Source organism: Patescibacteria group bacterium (assembly GCA_041662665.1).
Taxonomy (GTDB): domain Bacteria; phylum Patescibacteriota; class JABMPQ01; order JABMPQ01; family JAQVVF01; genus JAQVVF01.
In genome coordinates, this window is record JBAZSC010000004.1 from 65,871 (window position 1) to 84,240 (window position 18,370).

23 protein-coding genes, 1 tRNA gene and 1 pseudogene are annotated in these 18,370 nt (G+C 32.3%); 14 read left to right on the forward strand and 11 right to left on the reverse strand.

Annotated elements, in window-relative coordinates; translation table 11 throughout:
- Window positions 1–3: 3 nt before the first annotated feature.
- The 3 genes and pseudogenes from yidD to rpmH all read right to left on the reverse strand — a co-directional run bounded on the left by yidD (window position 4) and on the right by rpmH (window position 959).
- Window positions 4–249: pseudogene (gene yidD, locus WC663_05885) on the reverse strand (membrane protein insertion efficiency factor YidD).
- A 130-nt stretch (window positions 250–379) separates the two neighbouring features.
- Window positions 380–724, reverse strand: coding sequence for a ribonuclease P protein component (gene rnpA, locus WC663_05890; GenBank protein MFA6296861.1), 345 nt, complete (start codon window positions 722–724; stop codon window positions 380–382).
- Between the two features lie 94 nt (window positions 725–818).
- Window positions 819–959: a 50S ribosomal protein L34 gene (gene rpmH, locus WC663_05895; protein MFA6296862.1), complete on the reverse strand. Its 141-nt coding sequence runs from the start codon at window positions 957–959 to the stop codon at window positions 819–821.
- A gap of 133 nt (window positions 960–1,092) precedes the next feature.
- On the opposite strand from rpmH, the gene WC663_05900 reads away from it, so the two are divergent.
- On the forward strand, window positions 1,093–2,175 hold the full coding sequence (locus WC663_05900; protein MFA6296863.1) for a transglutaminase-like domain-containing protein: 1,083 nt from the start codon (window positions 1,093–1,095) through the stop codon (window positions 2,173–2,175).
- An 89-nt stretch (window positions 2,176–2,264) separates the two neighbouring features.
- Here the strand turns inward: WC663_05900 and WC663_05905 are convergent, their stop codons facing one another.
- Genes WC663_05905 through WC663_05915 form a run of 3 tightly spaced genes read right to left on the reverse strand, consistent with a single transcriptional unit; the run spans window position 2,265 to window position 3,547 of the window.
- Window positions 2,265–2,531, reverse strand: coding sequence for a helix-turn-helix transcriptional regulator (locus WC663_05905; protein ID MFA6296864.1), 267 nt, complete (start codon window positions 2,529–2,531; stop codon window positions 2,265–2,267).
- A 22-nt stretch (window positions 2,532–2,553) separates the two neighbouring features.
- The gene (locus tag WC663_05910; protein ID MFA6296865.1) at window positions 2,554–3,036 is read right to left on the reverse strand and encodes a hypothetical protein; all 483 of its coding nucleotides are present in this window, start codon (window positions 3,034–3,036) and stop codon (window positions 2,554–2,556) included.
- Between the two features lie 46 nt (window positions 3,037–3,082).
- Complete coding sequence (locus tag WC663_05915; GenBank protein MFA6296866.1) at window positions 3,083–3,547, reverse strand: hypothetical protein; 465 nt, start codon at window positions 3,545–3,547, stop codon at window positions 3,083–3,085.
- Window positions 3,548–3,703: 156 nt separating this feature from the next.
- Between WC663_05915 and WC663_05920 the strand changes: the two genes are divergently transcribed.
- Window positions 3,704–3,790, forward strand: a tRNA-Ser gene (locus WC663_05920).
- A gap of 188 nt (window positions 3,791–3,978) precedes the next feature.
- On the opposite strand, the gene WC663_05925 is transcribed toward WC663_05920, so the two are convergent.
- A complete protein-coding gene (locus WC663_05925) occupies window positions 3,979–5,430 on the reverse strand; it encodes an ATP-binding cassette domain-containing protein (protein MFA6296867.1) in 1,452 nt (483 codons plus the stop codon).
- Window positions 5,431–5,541: 111 nt separating this feature from the next.
- Between WC663_05925 and WC663_05930 the strand changes: the two genes are divergently transcribed.
- Entirely contained in the window at window positions 5,542–6,219 is a 678-nt protein-coding gene (locus tag WC663_05930; GenBank protein ID MFA6296868.1) for a GAP family protein, read from the forward strand.
- A 27-nt stretch (window positions 6,220–6,246) separates the two neighbouring features.
- Here WC663_05930 and WC663_05935 read toward each other — a convergent pair whose 3' ends face one another.
- The gene (locus WC663_05935) at window positions 6,247–6,942 is read right to left on the reverse strand and encodes a hypothetical protein (protein MFA6296869.1); all 696 of its coding nucleotides are present in this window, start codon (window positions 6,940–6,942) and stop codon (window positions 6,247–6,249) included.
- Window positions 6,943–7,034: 92 nt separating this feature from the next.
- On the opposite strand from WC663_05935, the gene WC663_05940 reads away from it, so the two are divergent.
- From WC663_05940 to thiI, 10 genes are all read left to right on the forward strand, one after another.
- A complete protein-coding gene (locus tag WC663_05940) occupies window positions 7,035–7,763 on the forward strand; it encodes a DNA alkylation repair protein (GenBank protein ID MFA6296870.1) in 729 nt (242 codons plus the stop codon).
- A 197-nt stretch (window positions 7,764–7,960) separates the two neighbouring features.
- Window positions 7,961–9,163, forward strand: coding sequence for a pyridoxal phosphate-dependent aminotransferase (locus tag WC663_05945; protein ID MFA6296871.1), 1,203 nt, complete (start codon window positions 7,961–7,963; stop codon window positions 9,161–9,163).
- Window positions 9,150–10,538, forward strand: a complete 1,389-nt coding sequence (gene pncB / locus WC663_05950; protein MFA6296872.1) for a nicotinate phosphoribosyltransferase — start codon at window positions 9,150–9,152, stop codon at window positions 10,536–10,538. Before WC663_05945 ends, pncB begins: the two co-directional genes overlap by 14 nt.
- Before the next feature lie 160 nt (window positions 10,539–10,698).
- Window positions 10,699–11,067 (forward strand): hypothetical protein, encoded by a 369-nt coding sequence (locus WC663_05955; GenBank protein ID MFA6296873.1) that lies wholly within the window; start codon window positions 10,699–10,701, stop codon window positions 11,065–11,067.
- Window positions 11,068–11,187: 120 nt separating this feature from the next.
- On the forward strand, window positions 11,188–12,801 hold the full coding sequence (locus WC663_05960) for a prolyl oligopeptidase family serine peptidase (protein MFA6296874.1): 1,614 nt from the start codon (window positions 11,188–11,190) through the stop codon (window positions 12,799–12,801).
- Between the two features lie 47 nt (window positions 12,802–12,848).
- Window positions 12,849–13,067 (forward strand): type II toxin-antitoxin system HicB family antitoxin, encoded by a 219-nt coding sequence (locus WC663_05965; GenBank protein ID MFA6296875.1) that lies wholly within the window; start codon window positions 12,849–12,851, stop codon window positions 13,065–13,067.
- A 54-nt stretch (window positions 13,068–13,121) separates the two neighbouring features.
- Complete coding sequence (locus WC663_05970) at window positions 13,122–13,268, forward strand: type II toxin-antitoxin system HicA family toxin (GenBank protein ID MFA6296876.1); 147 nt, start codon at window positions 13,122–13,124, stop codon at window positions 13,266–13,268.
- Window positions 13,269–13,272: 4 nt separating this feature from the next.
- Window positions 13,273–13,836 (forward strand): HD domain-containing protein, encoded by a 564-nt coding sequence (locus tag WC663_05975; protein ID MFA6296877.1) that lies wholly within the window; start codon window positions 13,273–13,275, stop codon window positions 13,834–13,836.
- 1 nt (window position 13,837) lies between these two features.
- A complete protein-coding gene (locus WC663_05980; GenBank protein MFA6296878.1) occupies window positions 13,838–14,515 on the forward strand; it encodes a M23 family metallopeptidase in 678 nt (225 codons plus the stop codon).
- A 72-nt stretch (window positions 14,516–14,587) separates the two neighbouring features.
- Window positions 14,588–15,742 carry a tRNA uracil 4-sulfurtransferase ThiI gene (gene thiI / locus WC663_05985; GenBank protein MFA6296879.1) on the forward strand — a complete coding sequence of 385 codons (1,155 nt, stop codon included), beginning with the start codon at window positions 14,588–14,590 and terminating at the stop codon, window positions 15,740–15,742.
- Window positions 15,743–15,772: 30 nt separating this feature from the next.
- Here thiI and WC663_05990 read toward each other — a convergent pair whose 3' ends face one another.
- Together WC663_05990 and WC663_05995 are read right to left on the reverse strand one after the other, a co-directional pair.
- Window positions 15,773–16,165 carry a hypothetical protein gene (locus WC663_05990; GenBank protein MFA6296880.1) on the reverse strand — a complete coding sequence of 131 codons (393 nt, stop codon included), beginning with the start codon at window positions 16,163–16,165 and terminating at the stop codon, window positions 15,773–15,775.
- 93 nt (window positions 16,166–16,258) lie between these two features.
- On the reverse strand, window positions 16,259–16,747 hold the full coding sequence (locus WC663_05995; protein MFA6296881.1) for a hypothetical protein: 489 nt from the start codon (window positions 16,745–16,747) through the stop codon (window positions 16,259–16,261).
- Window positions 16,748–16,914: 167 nt separating this feature from the next.
- On the opposite strand from WC663_05995, the gene tyrS reads away from it, so the two are divergent.
- Window positions 16,915–18,093 (forward strand): tyrosine--tRNA ligase, encoded by a 1,179-nt coding sequence (tyrS, locus tag WC663_06000; protein MFA6296882.1) that lies wholly within the window; start codon window positions 16,915–16,917, stop codon window positions 18,091–18,093.
- A gap of 111 nt (window positions 18,094–18,204) precedes the next feature.
- Here tyrS and WC663_06005 read toward each other — a convergent pair whose 3' ends face one another.
- A complete protein-coding gene (locus tag WC663_06005) occupies window positions 18,205–18,360 on the reverse strand; it encodes a hypothetical protein (GenBank protein ID MFA6296883.1) in 156 nt (51 codons plus the stop codon).
- Between the last annotated feature and the right edge of the window lie 10 nt (window positions 18,361–18,370).

Below are 18,370 nucleotides of genomic sequence, written 5' to 3' on the forward strand. Positions count from 1 at the left end.
GAATTTCACAGGTACGTTATCCACTCCGCCATGACTCCACGGATTACATCTTAACACACGCCAGCCAGCCAACAAAGAGCCTTTAAAAATTCCATGTTTTTCAATTGCTTGATATCCATATTCTGAACAAGTCGGATGATATTTGCAAACACCATAAGGAAGATAATTAGATATTAAGCCATGATCAGGAGAAATGGTTTTCTGATAAACTTTAATCAAAAGCAATAATGGCAATCTAAATATATACATAAATACAATTATCAATTCACAATTACCAATTTACAATCAATTAATCAATGATCAATAATCAATTTTCGACGAAGTTTTGTAAATTGTAAATTAGTAAATTTATTGAAAATTGATAATTGGTAATTGAAAATTAAACTATTCCCGCCATACTCAAAACTCTATCCAAAGCCTGATTAACTTCGGTATAGCTTTTTCCAATAATTTCCGGCCTCACCAGTACAATTATATCAAATCCTTTTTTCAATTTACAATTTTTTATTTTTAATCTAAATACTTCTCTTAGAATTCTTTTAATTTTGTTCCGAATTACAGCCTTTTTTGAGATTTTTAATCCAACTAAAAAACCAACGCGCGTTACATCTAATCCGTTTGGTAAAAATCTTATTGCTAGAAACTCGTCGCCACAGAATCTGCCTCTTTTATGAATTCTGCCAAAATCATCTTTCTTTGTCAGCCTGTTTTCTTTTTGAAGCATTATCTTAGTTCTAAAAGTTATAAAGTTATAAAGTTCGTAAAGTCCGTAACTTTATAAACTTTATAACTTTATGAACAGCACGAACTAACGCAAACTAAACAGTCAGTTTTTTTCGGCCTTTTGCTCTTCTTCTTTTCAGCACATTTCTTCCGCCTTTTGTGCTCATTTTCTGCAAAAAACCATGAGTTCTAGCTCTTTTTCTCTTTTTCGGTTGATATGTTCTTTTTGTTGCCATATGTCTCAATTTACCAGAAAAAAACTGATTAGTCAATCCAATTACGATATTGAGAAAACAATAAAATCTTGTTAATATAAAAATATACTGAGGCAAAAAATAATATTTTTGGCTCTAATTTACCTAAAAAAGTATGCCAGAACAAAAAACAAATACGCAAAAAATTCAACCAGTAAAAAAATATCAAAAAAATAAAAAAATAATCGTTGCCTGTTGTTCAATTTTTGCTGGATTTTTTATTATTTTATTTTTTACATTTATCGCAATTTGGTTTTTTGTTTTGCCAAAAAGTTCTAATCCTCCAAAAAATCTCCCCAACATTTCCCAAAATATTGCTTTAAATTCACCAGCAGAATCTAACTCCCAAAATTATTTAATTTCCGAAAATATCATCCTACAAAATATTGGCCTGCAAGATTCTTATATGCAAACTGTCTATATTGCTAAATTCCATGATCTTGCTCCTTATCAAGATGTTTTAGAAGAAACAATCTCACCAACAAATTATGAAATTATTAAAGATGAAAATAATAATGAATATCTAAAATATACTTTTTATAACTTGTCTGCAAATGAATCAAGAAATTTTAATCTTCAATACAAAATAAAAATAAATGCAGTTAATTATGATTTAAAAAATTGCCAAGGAAATTCTACGAATCAATTTTTATTGCCAGAAAAATCAGTTGAATCAGACAATCCAGAAATAATTGATTTAGCAAAAAGTATCACCAAAAATTCTCAAAATCAATGCCAGGCTTCGAAAGACATTTACAATTGGATTGGTGACAATATTAGCTATCCAGGCTATATTCCAGATGCCAAAGGCGCATTATGGGCATTAGAAAATAAACAAGGAGATTGCACAGAATTTGCTGACCTAAATATTGCTTTAAATCGCGCTGATAATATTCCTGCTCGTTTTGTTGAAGGTTTAGTTTATCAATCCGATCAAGAAACAGATCCATCACAAATGAAACATGATTGGTCGCAAGTTTATTTGCCAAGCACAGGATGGGTGCCAGTTGATCCAACTTTTGGCAGACTATCAACAAATCGCAAAGATTATTTTGCCGAAATTCCAGATAATCATGCCATTTTAACAATTGGGCAGAATTTAGAAATATTGCATGGCTTTTATTTTTATTATTATGAATATAATGGATCAACCATAGAAACAACTCAAGAAAATTGGCGAATGCAAAAGACAAATTAAAAATTTTTCAAAATACCTTATCTTAAAGGTATTTTTTTGACACAAAAAAAGCTAGATAAATCTAGCTAACAAGGTACTATTCACAACTCTTATGCCGACAAAGCTTGATCAATCAAGACTCGCAAACCTTGATCAGTAATCCTATACAATCTTCTTCGAGGTCTTCTCAAACTAACATGTTCCTCTCTGCGACTTGCAATATCATTTCTATCTTCCAATTGATCCAGCCAAACATATACAGTTCCACGCTTCAATTTTCCTGAAGATCTTTCGATAATATCCAATCCATACATCTCATTTCCATTTTCTTGCAAAATTTCCAAAATCAATATTTCCAATCCAGAATAATCATTCATCACAGCCTCCTCTTCCTAAAATTCAGGAAATCGCCGAACTGATTGTGTTAGCAAGATAACTAAAACGCATAGGCAACAAATAACTTCCTCTCGGATTTTTCGCAAGATGCTCTTTCGCCTCCATAATATGTAGAGTCCACACTGCAACACTCGGAACATTCAAGGGCTTTATCCATTCAATTAGCTCCTCAACGGAAATTGCATACTTCTTCCTCTCGCAAAAATAATTCGATAAATTAGGCAAAAATCGCCTATGACTATTATGATTATCACGATCACTTGCGACAGCAAAATAAATGTTTCTCGAAGATTGCACATTTCTCACAATACCAAAACCGATCAATCCACAAGGTGACTTCACTGCATTTGTCCACTCAATAACCAGAATAGTTCCAGAACTAACAATTTCATTAACCGTATCATCAGTCAATAATCTTTCTAAAAATCCACGAACCGGCATTTCTTCTAAATGCAACATTACTTGTTCTGTTCCACCTTTAAACATCGTCACCATTGTCTTCCTCCTTTTTCCTATGAAAAGCAATCAAGAATTATAATGCCGAATTAATTGGATAAATACAAAAACGCAATGGAAGAAAGCTATCACTACGACCAGAAGAAGATTGTTCTTTTGCTTCCATAATATGATACGCCCATATATCAGCTGCAGGAATATTCAATGGCTTTATCCAATCCATTAATTCATCAACAGAAATTCCGGTCATTTTCCTATCGCAACAAACTTTATTAATTGCAAAAAACTTACCTTCTCCTTGATCCTTTGCACCAGCAAAAAATACATTTTTTGAAGTTTCCATATCTCGTAAAATTCCAAACCCAATCATTCGACAAGGCCTTTTTACTGCACTCGTCCATTCCAAAACCAAGATAGTTCCATCACTAACAATTTGATCAACTACGTCATCTCTCAATAATTTCTCCAAAAATTCACGAACTGGCATCTCTTCAAAACGTCTTTCCAATTCTTCTTCAGTCCCTTCAAACATTGTTACCATTGTCTTTTCTCCTCCTTTTCTGCGAACGATAATTTTTAAAGAGCATTTTTCAATATATAATAAACTGAACAAAAAAACAAGACTAAAACCTTGTCTTTGTGTAACTACAAATTTTAGATTGCCAAAAGGCTTAAGTAAGATTAAAATAACAATATTGGAGAGGTGCCAGAGAGGCCGAATGGGCTGGTCTCGAAAACCGGTATGCCCGAAAGGGCATCGTGGGTTCGACTCCCACCCTCTCCGCCTTCGCCCGCCGAAGCTTTAGCAAAAGCGAAGGCGGGATAGTCAAATACACGAATCAATGTTTCTGTTTTTTCTAATTCACGGGCGGGCTTCGGCGGACAAAGTCCGTTAAGAAATATTAATTTTAACTTAAATAAAAAATTATCCATACAAATCCGCGTGTAATCCGCATTAATCCGCGCGTAAAACTAGAGTTTTCCTAAATCCAATTCTTCATCAAATCTTATTTGTTTTACAAAATCAGGCATGTGACTGACCATGATCATCGCTCCTTCGTAGTCATTAATTGCTTTAGCAATAATTGGCAAATGACGAAAATTAATATGATTAGTTGGTTCATCCAAAATTAATAAACCTGGCTTCATTAAAGTTAATCTTGCAAAATTCAATAATCCTTTTTGCCCTTCTGACAAATCTCCAACTTTATGGCTCATCATGCTGCCATCAATCAAAAAACCAGATGCAACTGAACGCATGTTATGTTCATCTAGTCCTTCAGCTAAAATGCTTGAAAGAGAATCATAAACAGTTTGATCAAAATCTAAATTAGAAAAATCTTGGCTATAATATCCAACTTTAACATCTTCTAAAATTTTAGCATTTTCATCTTTATTGTTTACTAGAGTTCGAAGCAATGTACTCTTGCCTATTCCATTTGGTCCAACAACTAAAAGATGCATTCTTTTTCGAATCACTTTTTCAGTTTCTTTCAAAACTGGCTCGTGATTTTTAATCACTTTAACTGCTTTAATTTTTACAATTTCTCCAGAAATATCTTGAACTGGAATTTCAAATTCTCTAATCGTCTTATCTTCTTTTCTAACATCAACCATATTTTCTTCCATTTCTTGAGCTTCCAATTTTAATTTTCTTGCCAATTGACGCATCTTTCCGCCTTTGTTTGCAAAAAAATTAACTTTTTCTTTGCGATCAATAATTGATTTTTTTAACTGAGCATTTTTTCTTTGCTCTCTAAGAACTCTACTTTTTATTTCCTCTACTACTGAAAAATAATCGCCGACATAAGTTTCAATCTTATGTGTAAAAACATCAAGATAAATAACGCCTTCAGTAAAACAATTCAAAAAATCAGCATCGTGCGAAATCACAATTACTGTCTTATCATACATCACTAAAAATTCAATCAAGTGTTCAATGCCGGCTTGATCAAGATTATTAGTCGGCTCATCCAATAACAAAATATCTGAATTTTGAATCAACGCATTTGCCAACAATAATCTTGCTTGTTGTCCGCCAGATAAATCTCCGACTTTTCGATCAGTTGGCACATCTAAATTTACTGCTTGTAAAACCTTGAATATTTTACTTGCCATATCAGGCTGTTCTACTTCAAAAGCTTTCTCAAAATACTCGCTAACCTTCAAAGAAAAATCTTCTCGCTTCATCACTTGGCGAGCAGTTGCAATTGTTGCTCCATTTGAAATATGAATTTGACCAGATGTTGGCTGTAATTCTCCCATAATTAAAGCAAATAACGAACTTTTTCCAGCGCCATTTTGACCCATCAATGTTATTTTAGCTCCTTTTCGAACACTAAAACTGACCTCGTCCAAAACAGGCTTATCATGATCATATTCAAAATTTACTTCATCAAATCTTAAAATTACTTCTTCAGCCATAAAAATAAAATAAAAATGCGCCTTTCACGCAAGTGGAATTAATATAACATATTATCCAAAAATGTACAGACTATTTGATTTAAAAAAATAAATAAAAAATAACACAAAAATATGTTCGAAAATCTCACCTTTACTATTATTATTTCTATTGCCAGTTTAGCTATCCTTGACAGCATCAATCCGCTTGAACTATTAGCTGCCTTATTCATTTTTTCTATTAAAAAACCGATCAGCCGTTTTCTACCTTATGTTATTGGTATCTTTTTCTTTCACTTTTTAGTAGGATTCATTCTTTATTACACTCTTCATTTTATCCTAAATCTTAACATCTTTAATTCGCCTATCTTTGACCGCTCTCTTGAAATCATTGCAGGCATTCTTTTAATCATTGTTGGACTAAAAATGAAAAAACATAATAAATCAACAATTAAAACAATTCTTAATCCAAAACCGCTCTATACTTTTCTGCTAGGTCTAGGCATTACAGCTTCTGCTCTCCCAAGCTCTGCCGTCTATTTTTCTGCTTTAGGAATTATTGCTAATGATGATCTAAAATTTGCAAGTCTTGCCCTGCTTTTGCTTATCTATAATATTATCTTTGTTTTACCGCTCTTTATTTTGCTGGCGATTTATTTATTATTTCAAAAACGTTCAGAAAAAGTATTTTCCAAAATCAGAAATTTTATTCAGCATCGTTTAAATTCAATTTTAAAAGTAATTATAATACTAGTCGGATCATTTTTAATTTTAGACTTTATTCTTTATCTTTTTCACACGCCAATTCTCTAAAAAAATAAAAAAGACCAAATCAATTGGTCAAAACGCACTATGGGTGCATTCACAAGGATCTTTATGACAATTATGACAGCCATTGCCATAATATTTCAAAACAACTGCCTCCAAATCAATATTCAATAAATTTGCAATTGCAATCGTCCAAGCTAATGTATCAGCTAATTCCAATGCAAATTCTTTTTCCATCTCATCTAAAGTTAAACTTCTTTCAGGAATTCTCATCAACAGTTGCAACAACTCGCTAATCTCTTTAAACAAACGATTCAAACAGTTTTCTAAACCTTTCTGCTCATTCCTTTTTCCATAAATCTCTTTCATTGAAGCACACCATTCTTTTAAAGTCCATTCCATCTGAACCACAAAATCTATAACAGCATCAGGATCGTAAGACAATTTTGGATCCAATCTCCTTTCCGAACATTTGCATGATTTTTGCAAACAATAACTGCAAACACCTCTTGGATATTTTCTTGCCATATATTCCACCAACGGCAATTTCCAAAAATGGTTAGCAACGCAGAAAATCCTTGCTACTACACTTGCCAATTCTTTTTCAACATCACCATTTTTTCGAATTGCATCCTGCAAATTTCCGATTCCAACATTCAAAAAATTAATTCGCGCAGACAAACTTGGCAAAAATATTCTGTTGCGCCTTTCATAAAGTCCCCAAAAATGAATCATCAAATCCTGCAAACTTCTCTCTTCTTTTTCCATCCCTTTCTCCTCCTTTTCGAAGTTCTAAATATTTTGTTGTAACAAAGAACGAATTATTATAAGATAATATGAATATTAATTAAAGTCAAATCATGACCATCTTAAAACAAATAGACCGAGAATTAAAACAACATATTGATCAAGGATACAAAGCAGGATCAATTAGATATTTCAAAGAAAAAATAAAAGTAATTGGCGTAAGAAGTAAGATTGTCAACAAGATTTCCCAAAAATATTGGAAAAATTTATCCACCGAAGTCTCGCAAGACGGAGGTGGATCAAAATTAGAAATCTTTAATCTTTGCGAACAACTATTAAAAACTGGTTATAGTGAAAAAATCAGCATTGCCTTAGATTGGACATTTAGACTTAAAAAAGATTTTGAAAAATCAGATTTTAAAATTTTTACGTCTTGGCTTTCAAAGTATATTAGCAATTGGGCATCTGATGACGATTTATGCACTCACCCATTAGGCTATCTTATTTATAAATTTCCAGAATTTTTACCGCAATTGCAAAAATTAACCAAATCAAAAAATAGATGGGAACGACGTGCTTCAGCAGTCACATTTATTTATCCAATCCGCTATGATAAAAAATTTCTGCCACATGTTTTTAAAACTGCCAAAATCTTATTGCAAGATCAAGATGATCTAGTCCAAAAAGGTTATGGCTGGATGTTAAAAGTTGCCAGCCAAAAATTTCCAGCAGATGTTTTAAAATTTATCAATCAACACAAATCCAAAATGCCACGCACAGCTTTAAGATATGCCATTGAAAAATATCCACAAAGGATAAGAAGAGAAATCTTGAAAAATTAGCTTCTACCCTGCCCACGGCAGGAGTTAATCAACGCACAAAATAAAGACTTTTTCGCAAAACACGAACCCTTGCCACGCCTGCCCACCGTAGCATGTGCGAAGGTGGGGGCAAGGTAGAAAACTAAAAAAATATCCGCAAAAAATCAAAAAACAAATTCTAGCAAAGACTTTATAAACTTTATAACTTTACAAACTTTATGAACTTGTCTAACCGCGCATCAAACACGCCCGCTTCTCCTATTCGAAAATTGTTCCCCAAAGCATCAGAAGCCGAAAAAAAAGGCATCAAAATTTACAAATTGAATATCGGCCAGCCAGATTTAAAAACTCCTAACTGCATTAAAAAACGTTGCCAAAATTATCCAAAAGATTTAGTCTATGAACCTTCACCTGGAATTCCTGAATTAATTTCAACTTGGGCAAAATATTTTGCCAAAGATAATTTGCCAGTCACAGATAAAGACTTAATTATTACAACTGGCGGCAGCGAAGCTATTGTTTTTTCACTTCTTGCCACTTGCGATCCAAATGATGAAGTTATTGTTTTCGAACCTTTTTATGCCAATTACAAATCTTACGCTATTCAAACTAGCGTCAAATTAGTTCCAGTTACTTTAAAAATTGAAGATAATTTTCATCTTCCAAATGCTGAAGAAATTGAAAAAAAGATAACTTCAAAAACCAAAGCAATTTTAATCAATAATCCAAGCAATCCAACTGGAGCAGTTTACAAAAAAAATGAATTGCAGATGATTACTGATTTAGCTATCAAGCACAATTTATTTATCATTTCTGATGAAGTCTATAATGAATTTGTTTTAGACAAAAAAAATAAATTCATTAGCTTAATGTCGTTCCCAAAAATACAACAACAATTAATTTTAATCGAAAGTGCCTCCAAAAAATTCAATGCCTGCGGAGCCAGAATTGGCGCCTTAGTTTCTAAAAATTCTGAAATAATAGCAACTGTCACCAAATTCGCTCAAGCTCGCCTGTCTTCTCCATCCATTGAACAATATGCCTTGATTCCAATTTTTAAAACTGCAAAAAAATATACGCAAAAAATTTGCCAAGAATATAAAAAAAGACGTGACACAATTTTTAACGGCCTCAAAAAAATCAAAGGCGCAATTTGCCTAAAACCAGAAGGCGCATTTTATGTGATAGTAAAATTACCAGTTGATGATACTGAAAAATTTTGCGCCTGGCTTCTTGACAAATTTGAATATAAGAAGCAAACTGTTATGTTAGCTCCAGCTAAAGATTTTTATGCCACACCAAATATGGGCTTGCAAGAAGTAAGAATTGCCTATGTTCTAAAATCTCAAGATCTAAAAAAGGCAATGGAGATCTTAAAAATTGCTATCGAAGAATACAATAAAATTTATGCCAAAAAATAATCTTCCAAAAACTCATCTTCTAGTTCCTAAAGATTTGCATCTTTATGAATTGCAAAACATCTATCCTGCATGCGCGCTTTGGCTTGAAAATAAAATGGAAAAACAAATTGCCACTTACGATTTGACTATTCGAGATCTGCCAAAAAATCGCAACTTTTTATTATTTGGAGGTCTTGAAGAAGTCATCCAAGAAATTAAACAATGGAAATACACTAAAGCAGAAATTAATTATCTTTTAAAACAACAGCTAGCTACTCCAAAATTAGCCAAATATTTATCATCTTTTAAATTCACCGGCGATCTTTATGCAATGCCAGAAGGCACTGCTTTTTTTCCTGGAGAACCAGTAATTAGAATTACTGCTCCATTGTTAGAAGGCAATTTATTTTCTTTATTTTTGATGAACTCAATTTGCAGCAATACGATTTTTCTTTCAAAGTTAATTCGTTCTAAAATTGCTGTCAAAGATAAAAAACTAGCTTTCGGTGGCCAAAGAAGCCATTCCTTTGAATCAGGCATGAAAGCAACTCGTGCTGCTTATATCGCTGGAATTGATACTGGCATGCCAAGTTTTTTTAAAAAATATAATATTATTAATCCTCCAAAAATATCACTCAATGCTTATCATGCAGTCATCAAATCTTTTCCAACAGAATTAGATGCTATGCGATCAGCAGCCAAACTTTTTCCAAATCGCTGTCGACCAATGGTTGACACTTATAATTTTAAACAAGGCATTAAAAATGTTATTGCTCTATCTAAAGAATTAAAAAAAGAAAATAATTCAATTGCAGCAATTACAATTGATAGTGGCGATCTTGCTCAAAGAGCACTCTATGCTAGACAAAAATTTGATCAAGCTGGTTTTAGAAATATCAAAATTACTGCTGCTAGCAATTTAGATGAATGGAAAATAGATGAATTAGTCAAAAAAAATATTCCAATTGATAATTATGTTGCTGTCACTGAATTGTCAACCTCTTCTGATGATCCAAAATTAGAAATTGTTTATAAATTAGTTGAATTAAGAGATAGAAATAAAATAAAACTTTGCGCCAAATTTGCAAAAAATAAAATCAGCTATCCTGGCAAAAAACAAGTTTTTAGAATTTACAAAAATAACATTTCCCAAACCGACATTATCGGATTAGAAGATGAAAAACTTGGTAAATTAAAATTACAAAAAATGATTTCTAATGGAAAATTAAATTATAGCTTGCCAACATTAGACCAAATTAAAGAACATGTCCAAAATGAATTAAAAACTTTACCAAAAAAATTATTAGATATTGAAAAACAACACAAATATAAAGTTCAATTTAGCCAAAAACTAAAAGATCTATTAGAAAAAGCTAGACAAGAACATACAGTATAAAAATAAAGCGAGATTAATCTCGCTTTTTTGTTGCAAATTTTATACAATTTTACTACCAAAAACTTGACAAAATTACAACTTTTTATATAATTATCAGCACCCTAAAAATTTTACTGACAAACCCGCCATGCCAAAAAAATGGCGGGCTGGAGGATGAAAAATGGAAAAAAGGGTCAATCTCATTCTATTTTCCTGTGCATTATTACTCATTTATTCTATTGCCAATTCGCTACCGAGCAAACCACTCGAACAACTAATCAATTCAATCGCCACTCTCCAAAAATCGGTTGACGCTCTAAAGCCAGCAAAGCCAAAAGAAACAAAACTCCCAGAACAACCTATTTCAAATCCAACCACCATTCCCAATCTTTGCCAAACAAAATGCCAGACTAAATTGAAAATAGTAGCTAAGGCAAGAGACGATTTTGCTCAAAAATGTGATGAGTTATATTCAGATGAATGCAAAGTGCAAGGCGTATCTCTTAGTCTTGCCATTTCAGCTTACCTCTTCTGCCTAAATCCGAATTGACATTTTTCGTACTTTCACCAAACCTTGATATCAAGGTTTTTTTATTGCTTAAAATTTAATATATTTTTATTTTATTACTTCATTAAAAATGCTATACTATAACTATAATTTATAATCAATATGACAAAAACAAAATATCTTGTTCTAATTATTTTGGCATTATTTATCTTGCCAAACATTTCGTTTGCTAAAACCAAATACCACACTTTTACCAGAAAACAAATCAAAATAAAATATGATGCCAAACTTTGGGCTAAAAAAAATCACAAAGTTTATTTAAATTTAAAATTAAAATCAAAACCAAATACAGTCAAAATAAAAATCAAAAAAACTTCTTTAAGCCAAAAAGGCCGAAAAAATTTAAAAGGACTAAAAGTAAACAAGTTTGCCAAACAATACAAAAACAAAGTTGCAAAACAATTCTCTACTTTGAATCCTCTATTTCAGTCCGCCCAAACTTACAAAATAAAACACAAAAATTATAAAATAATTAAATTAAATTTTAATTTAAAAACCGGCGGATTGTTTGCTTATTATATCACTAATAAAAAAGTCTATTTGCAATACATCATCATTTGCCGTCAGCCAGATATTACAATTTATAATCAAGATTTAAGAAAGATAACGCAATCTTTAAGAATTTTGCCAGATAACACTGCTCCAACTTTTGCTGGAACGATGAATGCAGTGTCAACCAGTACCTCTTCAATTACTTTGTCTTGGGATGAAGCAACTGACACTGTGTCATATCCAGAAAATATTAAATATCTGATTTATCAAGCTAATCAATTAGAAGAACAAGATTATGCCACGCCAAATTACACAACCGAAAAAGGCGCAACATCATATCAAATCAATAATCTACAAGAATCAACTTCTTATTATTTTGTTGTTCGAGCCGAAGATGAAGCCGGAAATTTGGAATCCAATCAAACCCAAGCGATTGCCACAACAAAAGCAACTTCAAATGACAATCCAACTGCTGGTAGTCTGCAAAATGTTACTTATCAATCTAATGGCTCAACAGTTGTTGGAAGGATGTATCGACCTAACGGCGCTGGTCCTTTTCCAGCAATTGTTTTTAACCATGGCGGAATTACTCCAGTAGATCCTTCTGTTAATGACGCTAGAATCAATGCTTTACGTCAAGGCGATACTTATGCTGTTTTAGCCACAGCCTATCGAGGAGACACTCTCTCTGGAGGGAATCTAAGTCTTAGCCTAGGTGACGTTAATGACACCTTGGCAGCAATTGAATATCTAAAAAGTAAAAGCTATATTGACTCAAACAGAATTGCAATGTACGGGGAAAGCAGAGGTGGCAATGTTACTCTATCCGCTGCTGAAAGAACAACCGAAATGAAAGCTGTTGTTACATGGTACCCATACACCAATATCACAACATTCTGTGATTATCTTAATGAAAATGTCTATCCAGGCGCTTGTCTTCTTTATGCTGATTTTTATGGCTTAGCAGATTCTGACCATAATGTTCGTATTGCTTCACCAATCAATTTTGTATCTCGCTTAACTTCGCCATTGCAAAATAGTCATGGTACAGCTGACACTACAGTACCCTATTCCCAAAGCGTTGAACTAAATACTGCCATGACTGGCAAATCAAATTACACTTTTTATGAATATGTTGGTGCTGATCATGGTGGTAGTGCTGTTTGGGCAACAGATGGAACTGCAATGCAGAGGCTTCATGAATTTATTGCCAGCTATTTATAATTGACAATTATCAATATTTTGCTAGACTAAAATTGTAAAATTATTTTATGCCAAAAGTAAACTTAAAAAATATTGTTTGGAAAGAAGATAAATATTATGTTGCCCAATGCTTGAATGTTGATGTCTCAAGCTTTGGAGAAACAAAAAAAGAAGCTATCAAAAATTTAGACGAAGCTTTAGAATTATATTTTGAAGACATAAAAATTCCAGAAGTAACCAAGATTGAAAAACCTGAAGTTGTTAATCTTTCTTTGAGTTATGCCTAAATTATATTCATCAAAAAAATTATTAAAGTCCTGAAAAAACAGGGCTTTATTTTTGTGTCACAAAAAAGAAGTCACACCAAATATCGCAAAACAAATCACAAAACTCTGACTGTTATAGTTCCAGCAAATAGAAAAGAAATTCCTTCCGGAACTTTTAAATCAATTTTACGCCAAGCCAATTTATCAGCAAAAGAATTTTAAATAAATGAACAAAAAAATTATTCAAGAAGTAAAAAATTTTGTTGAAACAGAATGCAAAAAACCTACCAGCAAATATGGCTATGAACCTTATCCATTCCATTTTGTGCCAGTTGTAAATTATGCCCAAAAATTAGCAAAAGAACTTGGAGGAGATCTTGAAATAGTTACAATTGCTAGCTATCTTCATGACATTGGCTCAATAATTTATGGTCGAGAAAATCACCATCTTACAGGAGCCAAAATTGCTGAAAAAAAATTGCAAGAATTAAATTATCCAAAAGAAAAAATAGAAAAAGTTAAAAATTGCATCTTGCATCATCGAGGATCAAAAAATTATCAACGATTAAGCATAGAAGAACAAATTGTTGTTGAAGCTGACTGCTTAAGCGCCTTTGACAACTTGTCAGGAATTTTAAAAGCTGCCTTTATTTGTGAGAATCTAGATCAAGGACAAGCAAAAATTTCAGCCAGAACAAAATTAGAAAATAAATGGAAACAATTAAAATTTAAAAATTCTAAAATAATCATCAAACCAAAATTTGAAGCAGCAATGCTACTCTTAAAATAAAATGTCCAAACTATTCAAAATCATTTTAATAATACTTTCCATCTTAATTGCCGCAGTCTTAACAAGCTTGGCAATTTATTTTGTCTTTTTTAATAACAAAAATGAAATTTCAAATCAAACTTTTCAACAAAATCTTAATATTATAAATCCTGACACAAATACAAATTCAGAACCGCAATCTCAATTCACATATCCAATCCAAAATTTCAAAACTAATCAAACCAAAAAAACTTTTGACCAATTTATAACAGCCGAAAATTCACCAATTCAACCAGAAAGATTTTCTGGCTATCATGCAGGAGCTGATATCGAAATCAATCCTGATCAAATTGATCAAGACGTTCCAATCTATGCTATTGAAGATGCTCAAGTTGTTTATCTTGGCTATGTTTCTGGTTATGGCGGTGTAATTATCTTGCAAGGAAACGTCAATAATCAACCAGTCACCTTTTTGTATGGACATATTAAATTATCTTCTGTAAACTTATCTGTTGGCGATCAAGTTAGCAATGGCCAGCAAATTGGAATTTTAGGTGATCAATATTCAACTGAAACAGATAGAGAAAGAAAACATCTCCATTTCGCAATTCACAAAGGATCAAACATTGAATTACGAGGATACGTTAACAATGAAGCAGAACTTCAAAATTGGTATAATCCAAACGATATCATTAAATAGTTCTGCATTTTCTGCGTTAACTTCTGCGTTTTTTCTGCGATTAAATTATTTAACAATTTAACAATAGAACAATTGAGCAATACAACAATTATTGTCCACTACTCTGAAATCGGTCTTAAAGGCAGAAATAGGAATATCTTTGAAAACAAACTAATTAAAAACATAAAAGCCCACATTAATCAATTGGGCTCTTTTAAACTTGTCCATTTGCACGATCGTATTTTGATTGAAATCTCTCAACTCTCACCTCTCATATCCCAAGCTCTTCAAAAAACATTCGGCATCGCCAATTTCGCAATTGCCAAAACAACAAAATTAGATCTAAACGAAATAAAAGAGCAAGTTTTAAACCTCGCCAAAACAAAAGAATTTACCACTTTTGCTATTCAAGCCAGTCGTTCCAACAAAAAGTTTCCGCTCACTTCTCAACAAATTAACGAACAAGTCGGTGGAGTAATTTTAGATAATTTAAAAAATAAAAAAGTAAAATTAAAAAATCCTAATTTAACTATTTATGTTGATATTTTAAAAGACCAAGCTCTAATTTATTCTGAAAAAATCAAAACTTTCGGTGGCTTACCAACTGGCACAGCAGGCAATGTTATCTCTTTAATTTCCGGGGGCATTGATTCGCCCGTTGCTTCTTTTCAAATCATGAAACGAGGCTGTCAAATTATTTTTTGTCATTTCCATTCTTACCCGCAGACTTCAATTGAATCACAAGACCAAGTCAAAAAATTAGTTAGTATTTTAGATCAATATCAGCAAAATTCTAAATTATACTTAATTCCAATCCTGGACATTCAAAAACAAATTGTTGCCAAATGCTCTGCCAAACTTCGCGTTGTTTTATACCGCAGAATGATGATGCGAATCGCCACTAAAATCGCAGAATTAGAAAATGCCAAAGCTTTAATTACCGGCGATTCAATCGGTCAAGTCGCTTCCCAAACTTTAGAAAATATTCAAGCAATTTCCAATGCTACAGACTTGCCAATTTTTCGCCCACTAGCTGGATTAGACAAAGAAGAAATAATAACTTATGCAAAAAAAATAGAAACTTACGAAACTTCAATCCAACCTTTTGGCGATTGCTGTTCTCTCTTTATTCCAGATAGTCCAGAAACAAAAGCAAAATTAGATGAAGTTTTAAAAAATGAACGAGAATTAGAAATTGATAAATTAATTAATGATTCGTTTCAACAATTAGTTATTAAGCAATTTTAAATAAAAAAAAGACATTTTATTGTCTTAATATCAAAGAACTTTGAAAGTAATCTTTATGCCTCCAACATGCATAATGTCATACTCAATCAAGATTAGTCCTTCACAAACTTGTTTCATGTCCGCTATAGTAGGACAAAAGAAATCCAGACGACGTTCCTGAGCTATGACTTCAATTGCTCCTTGTTCCAAAAGATTTCTAAAAACCATCTCCACATGTTCTATTCCAAGAAAAATCGCAGATTTGCTTAGCAATATAACTGCTTTTTTCAAAGCTTCATCACGCCTTGCTTTTTCCCAATCAATCCTTTCTTGCCATTTCCTTTGCTCTTCTTCCAATAGCTTGACTACTGAAGTAGCTCGCTGAAAAAAACATAACTGATTTCCCAAATCCAATGACATTTTTCTTTTTTCATCCTCTGTCATTTCCTCCCTCCTTTGAAGGTAAAAAGAACTTAATACAATAATATATCAGTAAAAATCATAACGCGCAATAAAAAAAGAAGACATCAAAGTCTTCTACAAGTGCAAAAAGGTACCTTTTTCAAAACATGGCTTAAAAATCAATTCAATCGTTACAACATCATCACGCATATCTATCTCTGTAACAAAAATATCAATAATATCTTGCCAACCAAATCTCAAAGATTCTAGTTCAGAATAAAATTCTGCTCGCTTGCTTTTTGGCACAAACAATCTGATTTCTTGCTGTTCGCCACAAATCACTTTCTGAAAAACATTGTAAAAATCAATCCTCGCAAAACTTTCCAATTTTTCACCACGCAACCAATAAAACGGAAACAAGAATTCAACTTCTGGAAGAATCTGCTTTCCAAATCGATCTTTGTAATCATGAACTCGATTTCTGAACAACTTCAAATAATGCAAGATTGAAACATGAAATTGTTGAAACCTTTCAACGACATGGCTATCAGCAGAACACAAAATCGTTTCTGCCAAATCCAACATGATTGCCATTACCATTTTTCTTTTCAATTTATCTACCATCTCCTCTCCCTCCTTTTTCGGCAGGCATAAAAAGAGCATCTAACAATATACCAAGATATTAAAATATTATCAAGTCAAATTGAATTTTTCTTTGTTCCTGATATAATTAAATTAATTATTCGCTGTAGCGACAGGGCACTGCCCTGTCGTTACGTCAACCAAATTTTATGTCTGATAACAAAATCAACGAAATTTTAACTCGCGGAATTGAAGATATTATTGAAAAAGATCATCTTCAAAAAAATTTAGAATCAAAAAAATTAAGAATTAAATTTGGCATTGATCCAACTGGCCCAAAAATCCATTTAGGTCGAGCCATTCCTCTTTGGAAACTTCGCGACCTTCAAAATCTAGGTCACACTATTGTTTTAATCATCGGTGATTTTACTGCCCAAATTGGCGATCCTTCTGACAAGTTGTCAAAACGACCTTTTCTTACAGAAGATGAAATCAAAAAGAATCTTGAAAATTATAAAGAACAATTAGGCAAAATTTTGAATATTGAAAAAGTTGAATATCGCTATAATTCGGAATGGCTAAAAAATTTAACTTTCAAAGAAATCAGCCAATTAGCTGAAATTTTTTCCATCCAACAAATGCTAGCCAGAAGAAATTTCAAAGAAAGATTTGAGAACAAAGAAGAAATTTCTTTGCGTGAATGCCTCTATCCAATCATGCAAGGCTACGATTCAGTTCAAATAAAATCGGATTTAGAAGTTGGCGGTTTTGATCAATTATTTAATTTAAAAGCAGGCAGATTAATCCAAAAACATTTTAATCAACCAGAACAAGATATTTTAACTTGTAAAATGTTATTAGGCTTAGATGGGCGAAAAATGTCGACATCTTGGGGTAATATTATTACAATCGTAGACGAACCAAATGACATGTTTGGCAAAATCATGTCCATGCATGACGAATTAATTCCAGACTACTTCTTACTTTGTACCAGATTAAATTTAGAAGAAGTAAATAAAATTAAAACAGAATTAGAACAAGGTACAAATCCAAGAGATTTAAAAATTAAATTAGCTAAGGAAATCGTTACTTTGTATCATAGCAAAGAGTTAGCAGATAAAGCCGAGGCAGAATTCAAACAAGTTTTCCAACAAAAAGGCAAACCAACCGACATTCCAGAAATAGAAATTAAAGACAAAAAATTAAAATTAATCGACCTAATTTCACAGACAAAAACGATTCCATCAAAATCAGAAATCCGCCGTTTAATCGAACAAAAAGCTGTCAAAATCAACGATCAAGTTAACAATAATTGGCAAGCCGAAATTGAAATAAAATCTGGCGACATTATTCAAATCGGCAGAAGAAAATTCGTAAAAATAAAATAAAAGATTAAAACACAAATCCCAAATCCCAAATTCCAAACAAATTACAAATCACAAAATACAAAAAAACCTGCGAACGAACGCAGGTTTTTACTTTATAAACTTTATAACTTTTTACTCGTCTTTTTCTTTTGGTCTTTTTCTCACAAAATGTCCTTGATATCGACATTTCTGGCATAACATTTTTTCTTTGGTCTCAATCCAACCATGCTCGCCTTCATATTCATAATCCTGCCCACAATTTGGGCAATACACTTTTATTTTGTCCATATATTTATAT

Excerpts from the sequence above, each read along its gene's own strand:
- rnpA (MFA6296861.1), bottom strand. The coding sequence starts at position 724 with ATGCTTCAAAAAGAAAACAGGCTGACAAAGAAAGATGATTTTGGCAGA.
- rpmH (MFA6296862.1), bottom strand. The coding sequence starts at position 959 with ATGGCAACAAAAAGAACATATCAACCGAAAAAGAGAAAAAGAGCTAGA.
- WC663_05900 (MFA6296863.1), top strand. The coding sequence starts at position 1,093 with ATGCCAGAACAAAAAACAAATACGCAAAAAATTCAACCAGTAAAAAAA.
- WC663_05905 (MFA6296864.1), bottom strand. The coding sequence starts at position 2,531 with ATGAATGATTATTCTGGATTGGAAATATTGATTTTGGAAATTTTGCAA.
- WC663_05910 (MFA6296865.1), bottom strand. The coding sequence starts at position 3,036 with ATGTTTAAAGGTGGAACAGAACAAGTAATGTTGCATTTAGAAGAAATG.
- WC663_05915 (MFA6296866.1), bottom strand. The coding sequence starts at position 3,547 with ATGGTAACAATGTTTGAAGGGACTGAAGAAGAATTGGAAAGACGTTTT.
- WC663_05925 (MFA6296867.1), bottom strand. The coding sequence starts at position 5,430 with ATGGCTGAAGAAGTAATTTTAAGATTTGATGAAGTAAATTTTGAATAT.
- WC663_05930 (MFA6296868.1), top strand. The coding sequence starts at position 5,542 with ATGTTCGAAAATCTCACCTTTACTATTATTATTTCTATTGCCAGTTTA.
- WC663_05935 (MFA6296869.1), bottom strand. The coding sequence starts at position 6,942 with ATGGAAAAAGAAGAGAGAAGTTTGCAGGATTTGATGATTCATTTTTGG.
- WC663_05940 (MFA6296870.1), top strand. The coding sequence starts at position 7,035 with ATGACCATCTTAAAACAAATAGACCGAGAATTAAAACAACATATTGAT.
- WC663_05945 (MFA6296871.1), top strand. The coding sequence starts at position 7,961 with ATGAACTTGTCTAACCGCGCATCAAACACGCCCGCTTCTCCTATTCGA.
- pncB (MFA6296872.1), top strand. The coding sequence starts at position 9,150 with ATGCCAAAAAATAATCTTCCAAAAACTCATCTTCTAGTTCCTAAAGAT.
- WC663_05955 (MFA6296873.1), top strand. The coding sequence starts at position 10,699 with ATGGAAAAAAGGGTCAATCTCATTCTATTTTCCTGTGCATTATTACTC.
- WC663_05960 (MFA6296874.1), top strand. The coding sequence starts at position 11,188 with ATGACAAAAACAAAATATCTTGTTCTAATTATTTTGGCATTATTTATC.
- WC663_05965 (MFA6296875.1), top strand. The coding sequence starts at position 12,849 with ATGCCAAAAGTAAACTTAAAAAATATTGTTTGGAAAGAAGATAAATAT.
- WC663_05975 (MFA6296877.1), top strand. The coding sequence starts at position 13,273 with ATGAACAAAAAAATTATTCAAGAAGTAAAAAATTTTGTTGAAACAGAA.
- WC663_05980 (MFA6296878.1), top strand. The coding sequence starts at position 13,838 with ATGTCCAAACTATTCAAAATCATTTTAATAATACTTTCCATCTTAATT.
- WC663_05990 (MFA6296880.1), bottom strand. The coding sequence starts at position 16,165 with ATGACAGAGGATGAAAAAAGAAAAATGTCATTGGATTTGGGAAATCAG.
- WC663_05995 (MFA6296881.1), bottom strand. The coding sequence starts at position 16,747 with ATGGTAGATAAATTGAAAAGAAAAATGGTAATGGCAATCATGTTGGAT.
- tyrS (MFA6296882.1), top strand. The coding sequence starts at position 16,915 with ATGTCTGATAACAAAATCAACGAAATTTTAACTCGCGGAATTGAAGAT.
- WC663_06005 (MFA6296883.1), bottom strand. The coding sequence starts at position 18,360 with ATGGACAAAATAAAAGTGTATTGCCCAAATTGTGGGCAGGATTATGAA.